Genomic DNA, 15617 nt, shown 5'->3' on the forward strand with positions numbered 1-15617 from the left:
CCCCTGTCGGCGCGCGGCTTGTTCGGTAAACGCCAAGTTGGCCGGATTGGAATCGCAGGCGCTGACCTCATATCCATGCATGGCGAAGAACAATGCGTGACGACCGAGTGTGCACCCGAAATCCAGCACGCGTCTTACGCTTCTTGACCGCAGCATCGGTATAGACTCCCGGACATCCGGTTCCGGGGTCACCCAATGAATCGTGGTCGGGAACTCCGGCCAGTAGGTATCCGGGTCTCCGCTGCGGGTCAGCAAATCGTATTCAACGCTCATATAGCAACTCGGTGAATGGGTGGTCTGGCGTAAACCGGTAAGGAAGGTTACCCGCAAATTGTGTCAGATCTTCGATGGCGCGCTTCTCTGCTTTCGGGTCGTTAGGCTCTAAGCTGCAATGCTGGCTTTTTTGATATCCTGGCCGGATGACAGAACATCACGAAATTTCCTACCAGGTCAGCTTCTCCAACCCCGGTACGCATGTGTTCGAAGTGTGCTGCACCATTCCCGATCCGGACCCGGACGGGCAGTGTTTTTCCTTGCCGGCGTGGATTCCCGGCAGCTACTTGATCCGGGATTTCGCCCGCCATGTGGTGGATATCCATGCCAAAGGCAGTTCGGGGCAGCACGTTGAGATTGTTAAGATCGACAAACAGACTTGGCAGGCTGAGCCGGTGAGCGGCTCATTGACCGTCTTGGCCGAAATCTTCGCGTTTGATCCGTCGGTGCGCGGTGCGCATCTCGACCACACCCACGCTTTTTTTAATGGCACTTCGCTGTTCCTTCGCGTGCATGGCCGCGACCGACGTGCTTGTCGAGTTCGGCTTTGTGCGCCTGAGAACATTACTGGAAACGGTTGGCATGTCGCCACGGCGATGGCCCCGGAGACCACCGATGCTCAGGGGTTCGGTTGGTATCGGGCCGAGAATTATGAAGCGTTGATTGATCATCCGGTGGAAATCGCTCCTCAGACGGTGGTTGAGTTCAGCGCCTGCGGTGTTCCGCATCGCATGGCCATTCGCGGCCGACACCAAGCGGATACAGAACGGTTGGCGGGTGATCTGAAGCGAATCTGCGAGCATCACATCCGGTTCTTCGGTGAACCGGCGCCTATCGAAAACTATGTCTTCTTGTTGAACGCGGTGGGCAAAGGGTACGGGGGATTGGAACACCGTGCTTCTACTGCGTTGATTAGCCGCCGAGATGCCTTACCCACGCCGGCACAAAACGGCGTCTCTGAGGACTACCGGGAGTTTTTGGCGCTCTGCAGCCATGAGTATTTTCATACTTGGAACGTGAAGCGCATCCGTCCCGAGGTATTCAATCCGCCGGATCTGCACCGTGAGGTTCATACTCGCCTGTTGTGGGTGTTCGAAGGGATGACGTCCTACTACGACGAGCTCTCATTAGTGCGCTGCGGCTTGATTAACCGCGAGAGTTACTTGGAAATGTTGGCCCGGACCATCACCCGCGTCCATCGTACCTCCGGGCGGCTTCGGCAGTCGGTGGCGGAGTCCAGTTTCGATGCCTGGACCAAATTCTATAAGCAGGATGAGAATTCACCGAACGCGATTGTCAGCTACTACAGCAAAGGTGCTCTGGTGGCCTTGTTGCTTGATTTGGAGCTTCGTCGCAACGCCATCTCACCGATGAGTCTGGATACCGTGATGCGTGCGCTATGGCAACGTTACGGGCTCACTGGGCGGGGTGTTCCGGAAAACGGCATCGAAGATCTACTCCGCGATTTGGGCGCACCGGATCTCGACGATTTTTTTGCCCGTTATGTGTATGGAACCGCTGAATTGCCCTTGGCGGAAGCGCTGGCCCATGTCGGAGTTACGCTGGAGTGGACGGTACCTAAGAACGAAAAGGACGTCGGCGGATATGGTGCGCCCAAATCCAATGGCGCAGGATCCCGAGCCGAATGGGGAATGCGCACCGAGGCCACGGAAGGCGGGTTGCGTCTTCGGCATGTGGATCGCGGCGGTGCGGCGGAGCAAGCGGGTTTGGCGCCGGGCGATGTGGTGATCGCCGTTGACGGCCTGCGTATCGATTCCGCCGGTCTGGAGCGACTGATGGCACGGACGGGGCCTGAGACGACGTTGCGCGTACACGCATTCCGTGGCGACGAGTTGTTCGACTGTGATGTTGTTACTCAGCCGCCACGAGCCACCAGCTGTTGGTTGCGCTGTGTGCCGGATGCGGGGCCTGATGTCCAAAGTGCCCGAGACGCTTGGCTGGCGGGACGAGATCCCAGTCGGTAACGGCGCCCTCCGAGACTTTTGATTATTCTCAAGCCGATGTCGTTATCGTTGGCTCGTGCGGTCTGTCTCTATGACTAACTGCGTTATCATGTGCCAGCTTGTTAGATAAGGTGACCGGACTGCTATGGTTCTCGAGATTTTTGCCAAACTGTTATTGAGCTATCTGCTCGGCTCGGTGATGGGCGGTATCGTGCTTGGCTGGTTTCGGGGGATTGATCTCCGAGAGCACGGCAGCAAAAACGTCGGTGCCACCAATGCGCTGCGCGTGCTGGGAAAGCCCTACGGTGTGGGCGTTTTACTCATCGATGGCGGCAAAGGTGTGTTGGCGGTGACATGTATCGCTGCCCTCGTCCTACCCGGCATCGATGCCGTCACGGAGCCCTCGCTTATGCGGGTGCTGTGTGCCGTTGCGGTGGTACTGGGCCACGTTTATCCGGTGTTTTTCGGTTTTAGTGGTGGCAAGGGAGCGGCCACACTGGCCGGGGCGGCATTCGCGGTAATACCCGCGGCTCTGCCGGTGGTACTCACCATATGGGTCATCACGTTGATGCTTACCGGTTATGTGGGTATATCCACGATATTGGGTGCACTATCGGCACCGGTTTACGTCGCGTTTGCGACCCCTGGGGGGCTGGCGACGCCGGTGGGTCTGTTTACCTTGGCGATGGCCGCTCTGGTGTTGTACACGCACCGCAGCAACATTGGCCGCATGTGGCGCGGCGAAGAAAATCGTTTTGAGTCGGTGATGTTGCTGCGCCGATTACGTTCCCGATGAAGGGATTTCCCGCGGTGCCCACGCGATGCGCATGCTGACACCCAGTGCTGAACGGCTCATTCAACGCTTGGCCGACGGCGAGCTCCATTCCGGGGACGCGTTGGCGCGGGAGCTTGGGGTCACCCGCGCTGCGGTTTGGAAGCAACTTCACCAATTGAAGGCACTTGGGCTCTCCCTCGAGTCCGTCAGGGGCCAAGGCTACCGCCTAACAGACCCCATTTCCCTTTTGAATCCGAATGACATCCGCGCTTGCCTTTCTCCGGGAGCCCGTCGGGATCTGGCACATTTAGATATTTTTCCGTTAATCGATTCTACCAACGCGTATTTGCTGGGTTTGCCGCCTTCCGACGACATTGCCCGGGCCCGTGTTTGTTTGGCCGAGTATCAGTCGGCGGGGCGTGGCCGGCGCGGTCGGCGGTGGGCTTCTCCGTTCGGTGCCAATATCTATTTATCTTTGAGTTGGCGCTTCGATGACATGCCCCATGATATTTCGACCCTTTCGCTGGCATGTGGCGTGATGACCGTCCGGGCCTTGCAGCGATGCGGCGCGAGTGAGATTTCTTTGAAGTGGCCCAACGACTTGGTTTGGCACGGACGCAAATTGGCGGGGTTGCTGATTGAAATGCGCGCCGAAGCGGCAGGCCGTTGCGACGTGGTCGTCGGCATTGGCGTGAACGTCACCATGCCGGCCGATGCGGCGAAGGAGATCGAGCAGGATTGGGTAGACTTGAAACAAGTCTTGGGCGGCGCGGCACCGGATAGAAACGTGATCGCGGGTCACATGCTGGATGAACTACTTACCGGGCTCGAATGCTTTTTCGAGCGGGGGTTCGCCCCGTTTCGGGAGCAATGGCAAGCCTTGGATATGCTCAGTGGCCAAGCGGTACGCATCGAGCACAATGGGCAGTGGCGTGACGGGGTGGCGGAAGGGATTGATGCGCAAGGGGCGATCAAGGTTCGCCATGGTACGGAAGTTCGTCATTATCTGTCCGGTGATGTGACTTTGCGAACGCTGACATGAATTTATTGCTGGATATCGGAAACCACTGGCTAAAGTGGGCCACCGTCGATGCGAGCGGTCTTTTCCCCGGTGGACGCCTGCGTCACGAAGAGACGGCGGACGAGCTGCTGGCCGGCATTTGGCCGATGTCCATTCCACCCCAGCGGATTATTGTTTCCAACGTGGCGGGGAACGCCATGGCTGAAAAGCTGAGAGAACAAGCGGGCGGTCGCTGGGGAATCGACGTTGAATTCGTGGTCGCGCAAACGCAGGCACACGGTGTGCGTTGTGCCTACGATAAGCCGGAACGGCTCGGCCCAGACCGTTGGGCGGCCTTGGTGGGGGCACGGCAGCGTTACCCCGGGCGGGTCTGCGTGGTGGATCTGGGTACGGCCATTACAGTGGATGTAATGGACGAAGACGGTCGGCATGTGGGTGGTCTGATCGCGCCCGGAATCGGCCTGATGCGGCGCGCTCTTTTGAGCGAAACACGTGACATTGCCGGTCACAGCGAGAACCCGATGCCATTGTCCGCCGCCGGTTGGTTGGCGCAAGACACCTGTGCCGCGGTCGACCAAGGTGCGATGGAGTGTGCCCTCGGCTTGTGCGACCGGGTAATGTCTCAGCTGCATCGGTTGTGGCCAGACGGGGCCTTCAGCATGGTCTTGACCGGTGGCGATAGCGCAAATGTGGTGGGGCATCTGACCGGAAACGTCATCCATGATCCGGATCTGGTCTTGCATGGCTTGGCTTTCATGGGGCGAGAATGAACGCCAAGTGGCTTTTTTTGGTGTTGGTCCTGGCAAACCTGCTGACGGTCGTCTGGTTTGCGCGCCAACCCGAACCGCTGGCCGAATCGGATTCCCGGCTGCTTCTGCAAGCAGAAATTCCCAAGTTGGAGTCCATCAACCCGGCAGCGGCCCAGTTATACCCTGAGGTTCCGGCTCCGCTGTCACCGCCGAACGCGGAGATCGCCGGTTCGGCCCTGCCCTGGTGTTTACAGCTCGGGCCGTTTGCAGACGATCTGGGAGCGGAGCGGGTGCTGCTGGAATTACAGGCGCAGGGTTTCCAGGTCACCTGGCGAGTACAGGATGAAGACTTCAAGGTTGGGGATTGGATTTTTATTCCACCCGCAGCCGACTTCGAAGCGGCCAAACGGGAGATGAGCCGTCTGCGTGCGCTGGGCTTGCGGGATCTGTATGTGGTCGCGTCGGAACAGTGGCGAAACGCCATTTCGCTGGGTCTTTACAGCAACCCGGGCGGTGTGGAGCGGCGCATGCGCGAATTGAAAGCGCTGGGTGTCGATGCGCGGGTTGAGTCCCGATTCCGCACTCGCCGGAGCTACTGGGTTGACGCGCGAGGTAACGATCCGGCTCCGCCTGTTTCTTTGACCGCCAGCGCGGAAATTAATGTGGTCGATTGCGCCTTGCAAAACGGAGAGGGTTACAACACGCGCGCGCTTAATCAACCCGCCAACGATGACGACGCATTGGGACCCTAAGGGATCACTTGTGGCCCGTTATCAGTCAGATAGTTGCACAATGCCGTCGGCTTCGGCCCATGGCCGTTTCCGCCATTTGGTGCTTATAGATCGGGTCGTCTTGATTGCCAGCGGCGTCTCGGGTTTTTAGAATAGGCCGCTTGCACTTCGTTGTTGCAAGGTTATACACAGGCTGGCGTAGCTCAGTTGGTAGAGCAGCTGATTTGTAATCAGCAGGTCGCGGGTTCGACTCCTGTCGCCAGCTCCAATTTTCATCTTCCCCAAAGGGGTTTGGCCAGCGTGCCAAGGGCCGCTCGCACGACCCTTGGCGGTTGCTAACCTTCGCCTATTTAGCCTTTAACTGAATTGGCCAGTGGTCTATCGTCACAGCTTTCCCGCGTTCAAGAGCCCAATGCCGTTATTTTTAGAGCGTTGACTCGCCCAGCGGATTTTGTCCGCAGATGCTCAGTCAGTTTGGTATTTCTCGCCGTCGAAGGGACTCATCCGGGCGTCAGTCGTTCTGGTGTTCAATCGGCTCCAGGTGCGGGAAACGGTCGCGATGGGTAAGCCCTGTGGGATAAATGGGTTCGCTTTGGGCGTAAGTGACGAGCAGGCGCCAGATGGCTCGAACACTGTCCAAGTGCGTTCTCTCGTAACCATGCGTCGCATCGGTGCCGAAGGTGATCAGGGCATCGCGGACGTCATGTCCGGCCGTGATGGCCGAGTTGGCGTCCGAGTAGTAGTAGCGGAACACATCGACCTGATAGGGGATTTGGTTATCCCGGCATAGTTGGGTGAGTTTGTGCCGCAGGTGATAATCGTATGGCCCGCTGGTGTCTTGAGCACAAATCGTCACCCCGCGCTCTCGTGCATTTTGGCCGGGCGCGACCGGACCGATGTCGATGCCGACAAATTCGCTGACCCGGTCGGAAAGCGATGCCCCGGCCCCCGTGCCGACTTCTTCGGTCACGGTGAAAATGGCGTGGAGATCAATCGCAGGGACGATGGCGTTCGCTTTGATGGTCCTAAGCGCCGTCAGGAGGGCGGCGGCGCCTGCCTTGTTGTCCAGGTGTCGGGCGGTCACAAAGCCGCTGTCGGAGACTTCCGGGTCCGAATCGAAGGCGACGTAGTCACCGATCTGAATGCCCAAATCAGCCAGATCAGCAGCGTCCAACGCCGGCTCGTTGACACGCACCTCGATCTGCTTCCACCCAACCGGTAGCCGATCGACTGCCTCGTTGAAGGCATGGCCCGAGGCCAGCAGCGGAAGGACTTGGCCTCGGTAGGCGCCGCGTTGGGTGAAGATCGTCACGCGGCCACCTTCGGCGAAGCGGCTGGACCAGGTTCCTACCGGCGCCAACTGGAGGCGGCCATTGGGTTTGAGCGCTTTAACCGTGGCGCCGATAGTATCCAGGTGGTTGACGACCGCCCGCGAGTAAGTCGGATCGTGCCCTTGTAAGGTCGCGATGATCGTTCCCCGCCGCGTCAGCTGAAAGGGGATTTCCAGTCTTTCCAGTTCGCTGCACAGATAGCGCGAGAGCTCGTCGGTGAACCCGGTCACGCTCGGAATCGCCAGCATCTCCAGTAACCGGTCCAACAGATAGCGGTCGGCTTTGGCTTGGATCGACGCACTCACCGGTTCTTAATCCTTGTCACGAGATGGGTCGTCGTGCTCGGGGTGGATGACATCCTGGGGTGCGGGAACGCGCGCCGGCATCGGTGGCATATTCTCTTCGGTGATTTGGTGGGAGAACTTATCGACACTGACGATGGGCGTGTCCTGGTCGAACGTGGGTTCGGTGGTGACATAGGCGATCAGCAGCCGGCCGATGTTCAAAAGACTATCGATGTGGGTGCGTTCGGTGCTGTGTGATGCGTCGCCAGCATAGGCGATCACGGCCGTACGGACGTCATGGCCGGCGGCAAGAGCTGAGGCGGTGTCGCTGTGGTAAGCCTCGAGGAGCTTTTTCTGGCAAGGAATTTTTTCCCGCTCGGCGATGCGTTGCAAGTTGGCGATGAAGTGATAATCGTACGGACCGCTGGCATCGCCCGCCGCAATAGTGACGCGGCGCATCGGGCTTTTTTCGTCCGAGGGGACCGAGGCGAAGTCCACCGTGAGCAACTCGCTCACCTCCGGCAAGACCGCGCTGCCGGAGCCGAAACCTACCGTTTCGGTAACCGTGAACAGAAAATACGTATCGCGCCTTGGCCGTTGCTCACTTTCCACCAGCACGCGAAGGGTTTCCAGTACGGCCGCCGCACCGGCTTTGTTGTCCAAATTGCGAGCGATGATAAAGCCGTTATCCAAGACCTCCGGAAGCGCGTCTAGCGCAATGAAATCACCGACTTCAATGCCGAGTGCGCGAACGTCGTCGTCATTGAAAACGGCTTCGTCCAAGCGTAACTCGATGTGATCCCAATCCATCGGGACGCCTTCCACGCCTTTGTCACGGGACACGCCCCACTCGACGGTGGGCAGCAAGGTGCCCCGGAATGCCCGGTGTTCGCTGAACAAGGTGACGCGGGCGCCTTCGGCAAAACGGCTCGACCAATAGCCGATGGGCGCAACCTGGATTCGCCCGTCCGGGCGGATCAGGCGAACCATGGCGCCGATGGTGTCGATATGGTTGACCACTGCCCGGACCGGCCCATTGCCGGTTCCGGGGAGTTTGCACCGGATGGTGCCGCGGCGGGTCAGGTTGTAGTCGATGCCGATTCGTTCCAACTCGCGGCCGACGTAATGGACGATTTCATCGGTGAAACCGCTGGGGCTGGGGATCGCCAATAGTTCCAGCAGTGTTTTCTGTAGACGTTGTGCGTTCACTTTATAAGACCGGCAACCGCTCCTTGGCCTTGTCGACTTTCGACAGGGGGAACAGTAAATCAATGAACCGCTCTGCGGTGGGCTGCGGTTCGTGGTTCGCAAGGCCAACCCGTTCGTTGGCCTCGATGATCACGTAGTCGGGTTGATCTGGTGACTGTACCATGAAGTCGAAACCGACCACGGGGATTTCAAGGCGCTTGGCCGCCTTGACGGCGGCGTCGACCAGCCGGGGATGAAGAATCTCTGTCACGTCGTGCAAGGTGCCGCCCGTGTGCAGATTGGCGGTTTTTCGTACGGCGATACGCTGACCCTCGGCGGGAATGCTGTCGAGCTGAACACCCTGCTCGACCAAGCATTTTTCCGTTTCACTGTCGATAGGGATAGTGCTCTCACCGCCGGTGGCCGCTTCGCGCCGCCGGCTTTGTTTTTCAATCAACGTTCGCGCCGTATTGACTCCATCGCCGATAATTTCCGCCGCCTTGCGCATGGCCGCGGCGACCACATGATAGTTGATCACGACAATTCTGAGATCATGGCCTTCCACCACCTGTTCCAGTAACACCCGCTCGGAGAACTGCCAGGCCGTTTGGATGGCCGCTTCGAGTTCCGCCGCTGATCGAACCCCCACGGTGATGCCTTTACCTTGCTCTCCAATAGTCGGCTTGACGACCACGGTGCCGTGTTTTTGGAGAAATGCTCGATTTTCCGTGTCCGTGCCGGCCAATTGGAAGTCGGGAACCTTCAACCCGTCTTTGCTTAGCCAGCGGCTGGTGACGTATTTGTCCTGGCAGCGACTCATGGCGATGGCGGTGGTGAGATCGCACAAGGATTCCCGGCAGGTCACGCTTTTGCCGCCGCGGGTCAGTCGAAAGTAGCCCTCAGATGGATCCAACAGTTCCACGGCGATGCCTCGCGATCGCGCCTCGTCGACAATGATGCGGGCATAGGGGTTGAGGTTATGGCGAATTTCCGGGCCGATGAATAGCGCTTCGTTGTAGGCGTTTTTGTTCTTGATGCTAAACGTTTGGATGGGTTCGAAGCCGAGTTTCTGATACAGCGCCTTGGCTTGGTGATTGTCGTGGATGACGGAAAGATCCATGTGGCTGCGGCCAAGCTTGCGAAAGTGATGGGCCAGAGCGCGCACCAGGTACTCGCCAACTTTGGGTCGCTTGGCCAGTGGGTCCACCGCCAAGCACCACAGGCTGCAACCTTGGGTTTTATCGCCCAGTACCGCGCGATGGTCGATACCCATCACGGTTCCGAAGACTTCGCCCGTGACCTCGTCCGAGACGACGAAGAACAAGAGTTTCTTGGAGTGCCGGCAATCCCAAAGATACAAAGGGTCGGTGGGCACCATGTCGCGTTTCAGATACAAGTCGTTGATGATTTCCGCATCGTTCGGGCTTTCCAACCGGCGGAACACCAGCCCGGGATAGTTGGGCGGTTCGGCATCGGCCTTGGACAGATCGAGCCGTAACATATCCGACGGATCCAGAAAGAGCTGTTGGGGGGCGTAAGAAAGCACCACGTGAGGATTGGCCACATAGACGGCGATATCCCGTTTGCCCCGATTTTCGTGGACCAGTTCAGCGGCCACGGTTTCGGCGTCTCCACAGTGGTTGGCGAAAATGACACGACCCCATCCGCAATAGACGTGATGGGTGCCGGTTTCGGCTTCCAGAATCTCTTGCTCTGTCATGATGTGGCTCCTGGCGTCAGGTTCCGTGACACAATGGATTTGGCGGTTGATCTGTACTACAGGTCATGGTTTTGTAACCAGAGTTCCAGCAGACCGAGCTGCCAGAGCTTGGAGCCTCTCAGCGGGGTGATGTGATCGTGTGGTTCGGCGAGCAGTCGTGCCACGTAGTCTTCCCGGAATAGCCCCCGCTGACGGGCCCGGTCGTTGGTCAACGCATCCTGCACGTAACCGAGAATCGGTCCGGATAGGTACTTTAAAGCGGGGACCGGGAAATACCCTTTCGGGCGGTCGATGACCGCGGCAGGTATTACTTGGCGGGCCGCTTCCTTGAGGACCAATTTGCCGTCGCCGGCGACTTTGTGTTCCGGCGGGATCCGGGCTGCAAACTCGACCAGTTCGTGATCCAAAAAGGGCACCCGAGCCTCCAGCCCCCAGGCCATGGTCATGTTGTCCACCCGTTTGACGGGGTCGTCGACCAGCATCACCGTCGAGTCCAGTCTTAGCGCTTTGTCCACGGGGTGGTGCGCGCCCGGGGTATCGAAATGCCGCCGGACGAACGCGGCTGCGGCATCGTCCGGTGTGGCGTGGGCGGCTTGTACCGTGGCCAGATATTCATCGAAGTCTCGGTCGAAAAACGCCTGTCGATAGCTGGAGAAGGGGTCGGTGGTGCTCACCAGTGGCGGATACCAATGGTAGCCGCCGAAGACCTCGTCGGCTCCTTGCCCGCTCTGCACCGCGCGGCAGCTTTTGGAGACTTCACGGGAGAGTAAGTAAAACCCGATGCAGTCGTGGCTGACCATCGGTTCGGACATGGCGGCGATGGCGTCCGGCAAATGGGTTAGTAGTTCGTCCGACGCCACACGGATGCGGTGGTGGTCGGTGCCATAAGCTTGGGCGATGATGTCGGAATACTGAAACTCGTCACCGGCTTCGTTGCCGGCGGCTTCGAATCCGACCGAATAGGTCTTGATGCGCTCGGCGCCTGCTTCCGCCATGAGCCCGACCAAGAGGCTGGAGTCTACGCCGCCGGATAATAATACCCCGACATCGACCGCCGCCACCAAGCGCCGTTTCACAGCGGCCCGGAGCTCATCCAGCAGCAGGTCGCGCCACTCGTTCAGCGAGCGGCTTTGGTGGGCCGCATCGTGTGTGTAGGTCAGTTGCCAGTAGGCGTGCTCGGTCATGTGCCCATCTTCGCCGATCCGCATCCAATGGCCGGGCGGCAGTTTGCGGACCCCCTTGAGCAGTGTGTAGGGCGCCGGGACGACGGCGTGAAAATTCAGATAAAAATTCAACGCTTCGGCATCAATAGATGTGTCGACGCCGCCGGCAGCGACCAGGGCCGGCAGAGTGGAAGCGAAACGAAAGTGACTGCGATCGCGGCTGTAGTACAGCGGTTTGATGCCGAGCCGGTCTCGGGCGAGAAAGGTCTCGCCGCTGTCTCGCTCCCAAATGGCGAAGGCGAACATGCCCTTGAATCGCTCAAGACACTCCGCGCCCCAGGCGTGATAGGCTTTTAAGATGACCTCGGTGTCGCCATCGGAGTAGAAGCGATAGCCTTTTGCGGTCAGTTCCTGGCGCAGCTCCGGGTGGTTGTAAATTGCCCCGTTGAACACGATGCCCAGGCCCAGCGACGGATCGAACATGGGCTGTTGGGAGTGAGCGGACAGGTCCATGATCATCAGTCGGCGGTGGCCAAATCCGCGGTTGCCGGCGCAGAATACCCCGCCTTCGTCGGGGCCCCTGGGTTCCATGGTCTGGTTCATGACGGCCAGTACGGACGGATTGACGGCTGTGCCGTCCCAGCGGATTTCTCCGTTAATTCCACACATATAGAACTGTTCCGTGGGTTATCTGCGGATCGTTTGGGCGGGTGATGATGAATAAATCTGTGCGTACGCGTGCGACGTTCCGCTGAGTTGTTTTTCGGTTGCGTTTGATCAGGGCGACGAAGGGGGCTTGAAGAGGATGCTCGCTGGAATACTCGCTTAAGCGCTTTGGCGCCTGCGAGTTCCCGGAAGTATGGGCTACAGCTTGGTAGATAACCGTCAAAATATTGAGCAATCTTAAGGGTTCCTCGGAGGCGAGGCACGAATCTGAATTAAATCCTGCAATCGCCGGATCGATGCATTCCGTTGTGGGTACCCTGACCGTTACCTTAACGTATCGTAGGGGTGCTTGTCAGGGATCGGCTGCGATTGACTCTTTCAAGCACCCTGTGATCGGTTCGGAGAACCGACACCGCCTGTCCGCTCTCGAGCTCGAACAGGCGGTCAGGGGATTCGACGGTGCATCGCAAAGGGCGAATTTTTATGAGGACTGTCCTTGTACGTCGCAGTTAAAGTCGTCGTGACTGCCGTTTTGGTCGTGGCGGTTTCCGAGCTGGCCAAGCGCAGTTCGTTCATGGGCGCGCTGTTGGCGTCGGTGCCGTTGGTGTCTGTCCTGGCCATACTCTGGCTTTATTTTGATACCCAAGATATTTCAAAAGTCAGTGCCTTGGCCTCAAGCATTTTTTGGCTGGTCTTGCCGTCGCTCGCCTTCTTTTTGTTATTGCCGTGGCTACTTAAAACCGGCGTGAACTTCTACCTTAGCTTGGGCTGTTCCATTGCAGTGACGGCAGTCTGCTACGGACTGGTGGTGGCGGTTCTGGGCCGTTTTGGCATCGGGCTATGAAACCGGATATGGGCGCCCGTCCCAGCACATGATCGGGTGGGACTTTGAATGACCACTGAAAAAATCATCAGAAACTTCAAGCAAGTGCTTCCGGTCGTGGACTGGTGGTCTTTGCGTTTGGTATTCGAAAACGAGGAGTCATTGCGGCTTCGGCAGGGGGTGCTGCAACCACCCCATCTGACACACAGCCAAGGTGCTCACATCACGGTGTGTCATCGCGGCGGGATGGCGTATGCTGCCACCTGCGAGCTGACGCCTGCAGGTTTCCGCAGGGCGTTGGCCGAAGCGCTCGAATGGGCGCTTAGCACGCGAGATTGGGGGCTGTTCGATGCGGACCGGTTTGCTCGTCCATCACGCTCGGGGCATTACCGCTCGCCGGTTGAGTCGCCCTGGGACAGCGCGAGTGTGGGCGATAAGATCGATCGCTTGCGAGGTGTCAGCGATGCGCTGAAAGTCAGCGACACCATTGTCGATTGGCAGGTCGAGTTGACCGCGAGCCACGTTCGAACGCTGTTACTGACCAGCGATGATGTGGAAATCGAACAGGATTTTTCCTACCTCTTGCCGGGCTATATGGCGGTTGCCAATAAAGGTGCGCAAACACAGACGCGTTCCGGCGGCGGGTGGGGGAACGTCCGTCAAGGTGGCTTGGAGCAGTTGTCGAACCTTGGGTTTGATCAAGATGCCCAGCGCGTGGCCGAGGAGGCGGCTGCTCTGGTCGACGCTCCGGAGTGTCCCGACGCAAACATGTCGGTGTTGTTGATGCCGAGCCAAATGACCTTGCAAATCCATGAGAGTATCGGGCATCCGCTCGAGCTGGATCGCATCTTGGGCGACGAGCGCAACTACGCCGGGACCAGTTTCGTCACCTTGGATATGTTTGGGAGTTACCGCTATGGTTCACGGCTTTTGAATATCACCTACGACCCCACGTGGGCCAATGAGGCCGCAAGCTACGCTTTTGACGACGAGGGCACACCGGCGGAGCGAGAGTTTTTAATACGCGACGGCATTCTCGAGCGTCCGCTGGGTGGTGCTCTATCACAGTTGCGCGCGGGCACAGCGGGGGTGGCCAACAGCCGCGCGTGCAGTTGGAACCGCCCGCCCATCGATCGTATGGCCAATCTCAACTTGGAGCCGGGTGAACATCCTTTCGATCAGTTGGTGGCCTCGATAGAGCGGGGCGTGTTGATGGATACCAACCGGTCGTGGTCCATCGACGACAGTCGCAACAAGTTTCAGTTCGGTTGTGAGCTGGGCCGACTCATCCAGGACGGCGAGCTCAAAGGCGTTGTGAGAAATCCGAACTACCGGGGCATCTCTGCGAACTTTTGGCGTAACCTCGTCGCCGTGGGGGATGGAGAGACCTTCGAGGTCGGTGGGACGCCCTATTGCGGCAAAGGTGAGCCCAACCAGGCCATTGCCGTCGGGCACGCTTCTCCCGCCTGCGTTTTTCAGCAGGTTGATGTCTTTGGCGGCCTTTGAGATGGAAGTCTATTTTCGTGAGCTTTCGGCGCGGCTTTTTGCCTCTCTGCATGCCGAAGAGGTGATGTTTGCCAGTTATGAGGGCGAAAGATCGGATTTCGTTCGTATCAACCAGAGTCGAATTCGTCAGGCCGGTCGGGTCCGGCAACAATTCCTGGAGCTGAATCTGATCCACGACGGACGGCAGCTTAACGCTAGTCTGTCGTTGACGGGCCAACTGGACGACGATTTGGCCCAAGCGAAGTTCTGCCTGAAGCAACTGCGCGAACGACTGCCATTTCTTCCCCGTGATCCATTTCTGAGCCATGCCACCGAGCGCTTTGAACTGCGAGAGGTCACGGACAATGAGTTACCGCCCTCGCGACAGGCGGTGGAAGCGATCCTGGCCGCTGCCGACGGGCTCGATTTGGTCGGTCTGTGGTCTGGCGGTGAGTTGGTCCGTGGTTTGGCTGGCTCGGTAGGCCAGTACGGTTGGCATCGTCAGAGCAGTTTTAACTTCGATTGGAGCGTTTACCATCAAGCCGACAAGGCCAGCAAGCAGAGCTGCGCGGGGGCACACTGGGATTCGGCGGTTGCGTTACGCCAAATCTCCGCCGCCCGCGAGGATCTGGCGATGCTGGCCAAACCGCCACGGACGATCCAGCCCGGGCGTTATCGTGTGTTCCTTTCGCCGAGCGCGATGTTCGAGATCCTAACGTTACTGAATTGGGGCGGATTTGGCCTGAAAAGCCACCGAACCCAACAAACCCCATTGCTTCGGATGGTGAAAGAGGGCGTAGAGCTCGATGGGCGTATCCACCTCACAGAAGATCACGCCGGCGGGTTGACGCCGCGATTTACGCGTCGCGGGTTTGTCAAACCGGAGCGAGTCGAGTTGATCTCGGCAGGGCGTTACCGCGATTGTCTGGCCAATTCGCGGAGCGCGAAAGAGTATGGCGTTGCCGTGAACTGTGCTATCGAGCACCCCGAGTCGCTCGTGATGCAGGGTGGGCAGCTGCCCCGCATGGATGTCCTGAGGGCGCTCGACACGGGCATTTATGTGAGCAATTTGTGGTATTGCAACTATTCGGATCGCAATCACTGTCGCATCACCGGGATGACACGCTTTGCTTGCTTTTGGGTCGAAGGTGGCAAGCCGGTCGCGCCGATCAACGTGATGCGCTTTGACGAAAGCTTGTTCGACGTGCTGGGAGACAAGCTTGTCGATCTGACGGTTGAACAGGATTACATTGTTGATTTCACGACCTATGGCAAACGTTCTGAAAACAGCGCGAGATTGCCGGGCGCTTTGGTCGACGATTTTCGATTCACTCTCTAGCCGATTGTTCGGCGTCAACCGAACGTTTGCTTGTCTCCGACAAAACGCGGGCGTTTGAACCCGAAGCCTGATCCCGCCGTAGTCTTCTGAAGTTTCTCGAATGGT

At 58.6% G+C, this 15617-nt stretch carries 13 protein-coding genes and 1 tRNA gene; 9 read left to right on the forward strand and 5 right to left on the reverse strand.

Features of this window, described 5'->3' with window-relative positions:
- On the reverse strand, window positions 1–273 hold a 273-nt coding region (locus tag SVU69_09160), incomplete at its 3' end, for a hypothetical protein (GenBank protein ID MDY6943168.1).
- A 146-nt stretch (window positions 274–419) separates the two neighbouring features.
- Here SVU69_09160 and SVU69_09165 point away from each other — a divergent pair.
- The 6 genes from SVU69_09165 to SVU69_09190 all read left to right on the forward strand — a co-directional run bounded on the left by SVU69_09165 (window position 420) and on the right by SVU69_09190 (window position 5781).
- A complete protein-coding gene (locus SVU69_09165; GenBank protein MDY6943169.1) occupies window positions 420–2258 on the forward strand; it encodes a PDZ domain-containing protein in 1839 nt (612 codons plus the stop codon).
- A 124-nt stretch (window positions 2259–2382) separates the two neighbouring features.
- A complete protein-coding gene (gene plsY / locus SVU69_09170; protein MDY6943170.1) occupies window positions 2383–3033 on the forward strand; it encodes a glycerol-3-phosphate 1-O-acyltransferase PlsY in 651 nt (216 codons plus the stop codon).
- Window positions 3034–3064: 31 nt separating this feature from the next.
- A complete protein-coding gene (birA, locus tag SVU69_09175; GenBank protein ID MDY6943171.1) occupies window positions 3065–4054 on the forward strand; it encodes a bifunctional biotin--[acetyl-CoA-carboxylase] ligase/biotin operon repressor BirA in 990 nt (329 codons plus the stop codon).
- The gene (locus tag SVU69_09180) at window positions 4051–4803 is read left to right on the forward strand and encodes a type III pantothenate kinase (GenBank protein ID MDY6943172.1); all 753 of its coding nucleotides are present in this window, start codon (window positions 4051–4053) and stop codon (window positions 4801–4803) included. The genes birA and SVU69_09180 overlap by 4 nt, the downstream gene beginning before the upstream one ends.
- On the forward strand, window positions 4800–5534 hold the full coding sequence (locus SVU69_09185; GenBank protein ID MDY6943173.1) for an SPOR domain-containing protein: 735 nt from the start codon (window positions 4800–4802) through the stop codon (window positions 5532–5534). Before SVU69_09180 ends, SVU69_09185 begins: the two co-directional genes overlap by 4 nt.
- 171 nt (window positions 5535–5705) lie before the next feature.
- Window positions 5706–5781, forward strand: a tRNA-Thr gene (locus tag SVU69_09190).
- A gap of 243 nt (window positions 5782–6024) precedes the next feature.
- On the opposite strand, the gene SVU69_09195 is transcribed toward SVU69_09190, so the two are convergent.
- Genes SVU69_09195 through SVU69_09210 form a run of 4 tightly spaced genes read right to left on the reverse strand, consistent with a single transcriptional unit; the run spans window position 6025 to window position 11868 of the window.
- Window positions 6025–7149, reverse strand: a complete 1125-nt coding sequence (locus SVU69_09195) for an osmoprotectant NAGGN system M42 family peptidase (GenBank protein ID MDY6943174.1) — start codon at window positions 7147–7149, stop codon at window positions 6025–6027.
- A gap of 6 nt (window positions 7150–7155) precedes the next feature.
- Window positions 7156–8337, reverse strand: coding sequence for an osmoprotectant NAGGN system M42 family peptidase (locus SVU69_09200; protein MDY6943175.1), 1182 nt, complete (start codon window positions 8335–8337; stop codon window positions 7156–7158).
- 1 nt (window position 8338) lies between these two features.
- Window positions 8339–10036 carry an N-acetylglutaminylglutamine synthetase gene (gene ngg, locus SVU69_09205; protein ID MDY6943176.1) on the reverse strand — a complete coding sequence of 566 codons (1698 nt, stop codon included), beginning with the start codon at window positions 10034–10036 and terminating at the stop codon, window positions 8339–8341.
- Between the two features lie 56 nt (window positions 10037–10092).
- Window positions 10093–11868, reverse strand: coding sequence for an N-acetylglutaminylglutamine amidotransferase (locus SVU69_09210; GenBank protein MDY6943177.1), 1776 nt, complete (start codon window positions 11866–11868; stop codon window positions 10093–10095).
- A gap of 493 nt (window positions 11869–12361) precedes the next feature.
- Between SVU69_09210 and SVU69_09215 the strand changes: the two genes are divergently transcribed.
- From SVU69_09215 to SVU69_09225, 3 genes are read left to right on the forward strand one after another with little or no spacing between them, the layout of a single operon-like run.
- Entirely contained in the window at window positions 12362–12709 is a 348-nt protein-coding gene (locus SVU69_09215; GenBank protein ID MDY6943178.1) for a DUF3147 family protein, read from the forward strand.
- A 48-nt stretch (window positions 12710–12757) separates the two neighbouring features.
- Window positions 12758–14194: a TldD/PmbA family protein gene (locus SVU69_09220; protein ID MDY6943179.1), complete on the forward strand. Its 1437-nt coding sequence runs from the start codon at window positions 12758–12760 to the stop codon at window positions 14192–14194.
- Entirely contained in the window at window positions 14175–15512 is a 1338-nt protein-coding gene (locus SVU69_09225) for a metallopeptidase TldD-related protein (GenBank protein MDY6943180.1), read from the forward strand. The genes SVU69_09220 and SVU69_09225 overlap by 20 nt, the downstream gene beginning before the upstream one ends.
- Window positions 15513–15617 lie beyond the last annotated feature (105 nt).

This window comes from Pseudomonadota bacterium, assembly GCA_034189865.1.
Lineage (GTDB): Bacteria > Pseudomonadota > Gammaproteobacteria > UBA5335 > UBA5335 > JAXHTV01.

What these genes read in the sequence shown, in the direction of transcription:
- SVU69_09165 (MDY6943169.1), top strand. Translation starts at nt 420, where the DNA reads ATGACAGAACATCACGAAATTTCCTACCAGGTCAGCTTCTCCAACCCC.
- plsY (MDY6943170.1), top strand. Translation starts at nt 2,383, where the DNA reads ATGGTTCTCGAGATTTTTGCCAAACTGTTATTGAGCTATCTGCTCGGC.
- birA (MDY6943171.1), top strand. Translation starts at nt 3,065, where the DNA reads ATGCTGACACCCAGTGCTGAACGGCTCATTCAACGCTTGGCCGACGGC.
- SVU69_09180 (MDY6943172.1), top strand. Translation starts at nt 4,051, where the DNA reads ATGAATTTATTGCTGGATATCGGAAACCACTGGCTAAAGTGGGCCACC.
- SVU69_09185 (MDY6943173.1), top strand. Translation starts at nt 4,800, where the DNA reads ATGAACGCCAAGTGGCTTTTTTTGGTGTTGGTCCTGGCAAACCTGCTG.
- ngg (MDY6943176.1), bottom strand. Translation starts at nt 10,036, where the DNA reads ATGACAGAGCAAGAGATTCTGGAAGCCGAAACCGGCACCCATCACGTC.
- SVU69_09210 (MDY6943177.1), bottom strand. Translation starts at nt 11,868, where the DNA reads ATGTGTGGAATTAACGGAGAAATCCGCTGGGACGGCACAGCCGTCAAT.
- SVU69_09220 (MDY6943179.1), top strand. Translation starts at nt 12,758, where the DNA reads ATGACCACTGAAAAAATCATCAGAAACTTCAAGCAAGTGCTTCCGGTC.
- SVU69_09225 (MDY6943180.1), top strand. Translation starts at nt 14,175, where the DNA reads ATGTCTTTGGCGGCCTTTGAGATGGAAGTCTATTTTCGTGAGCTTTCG.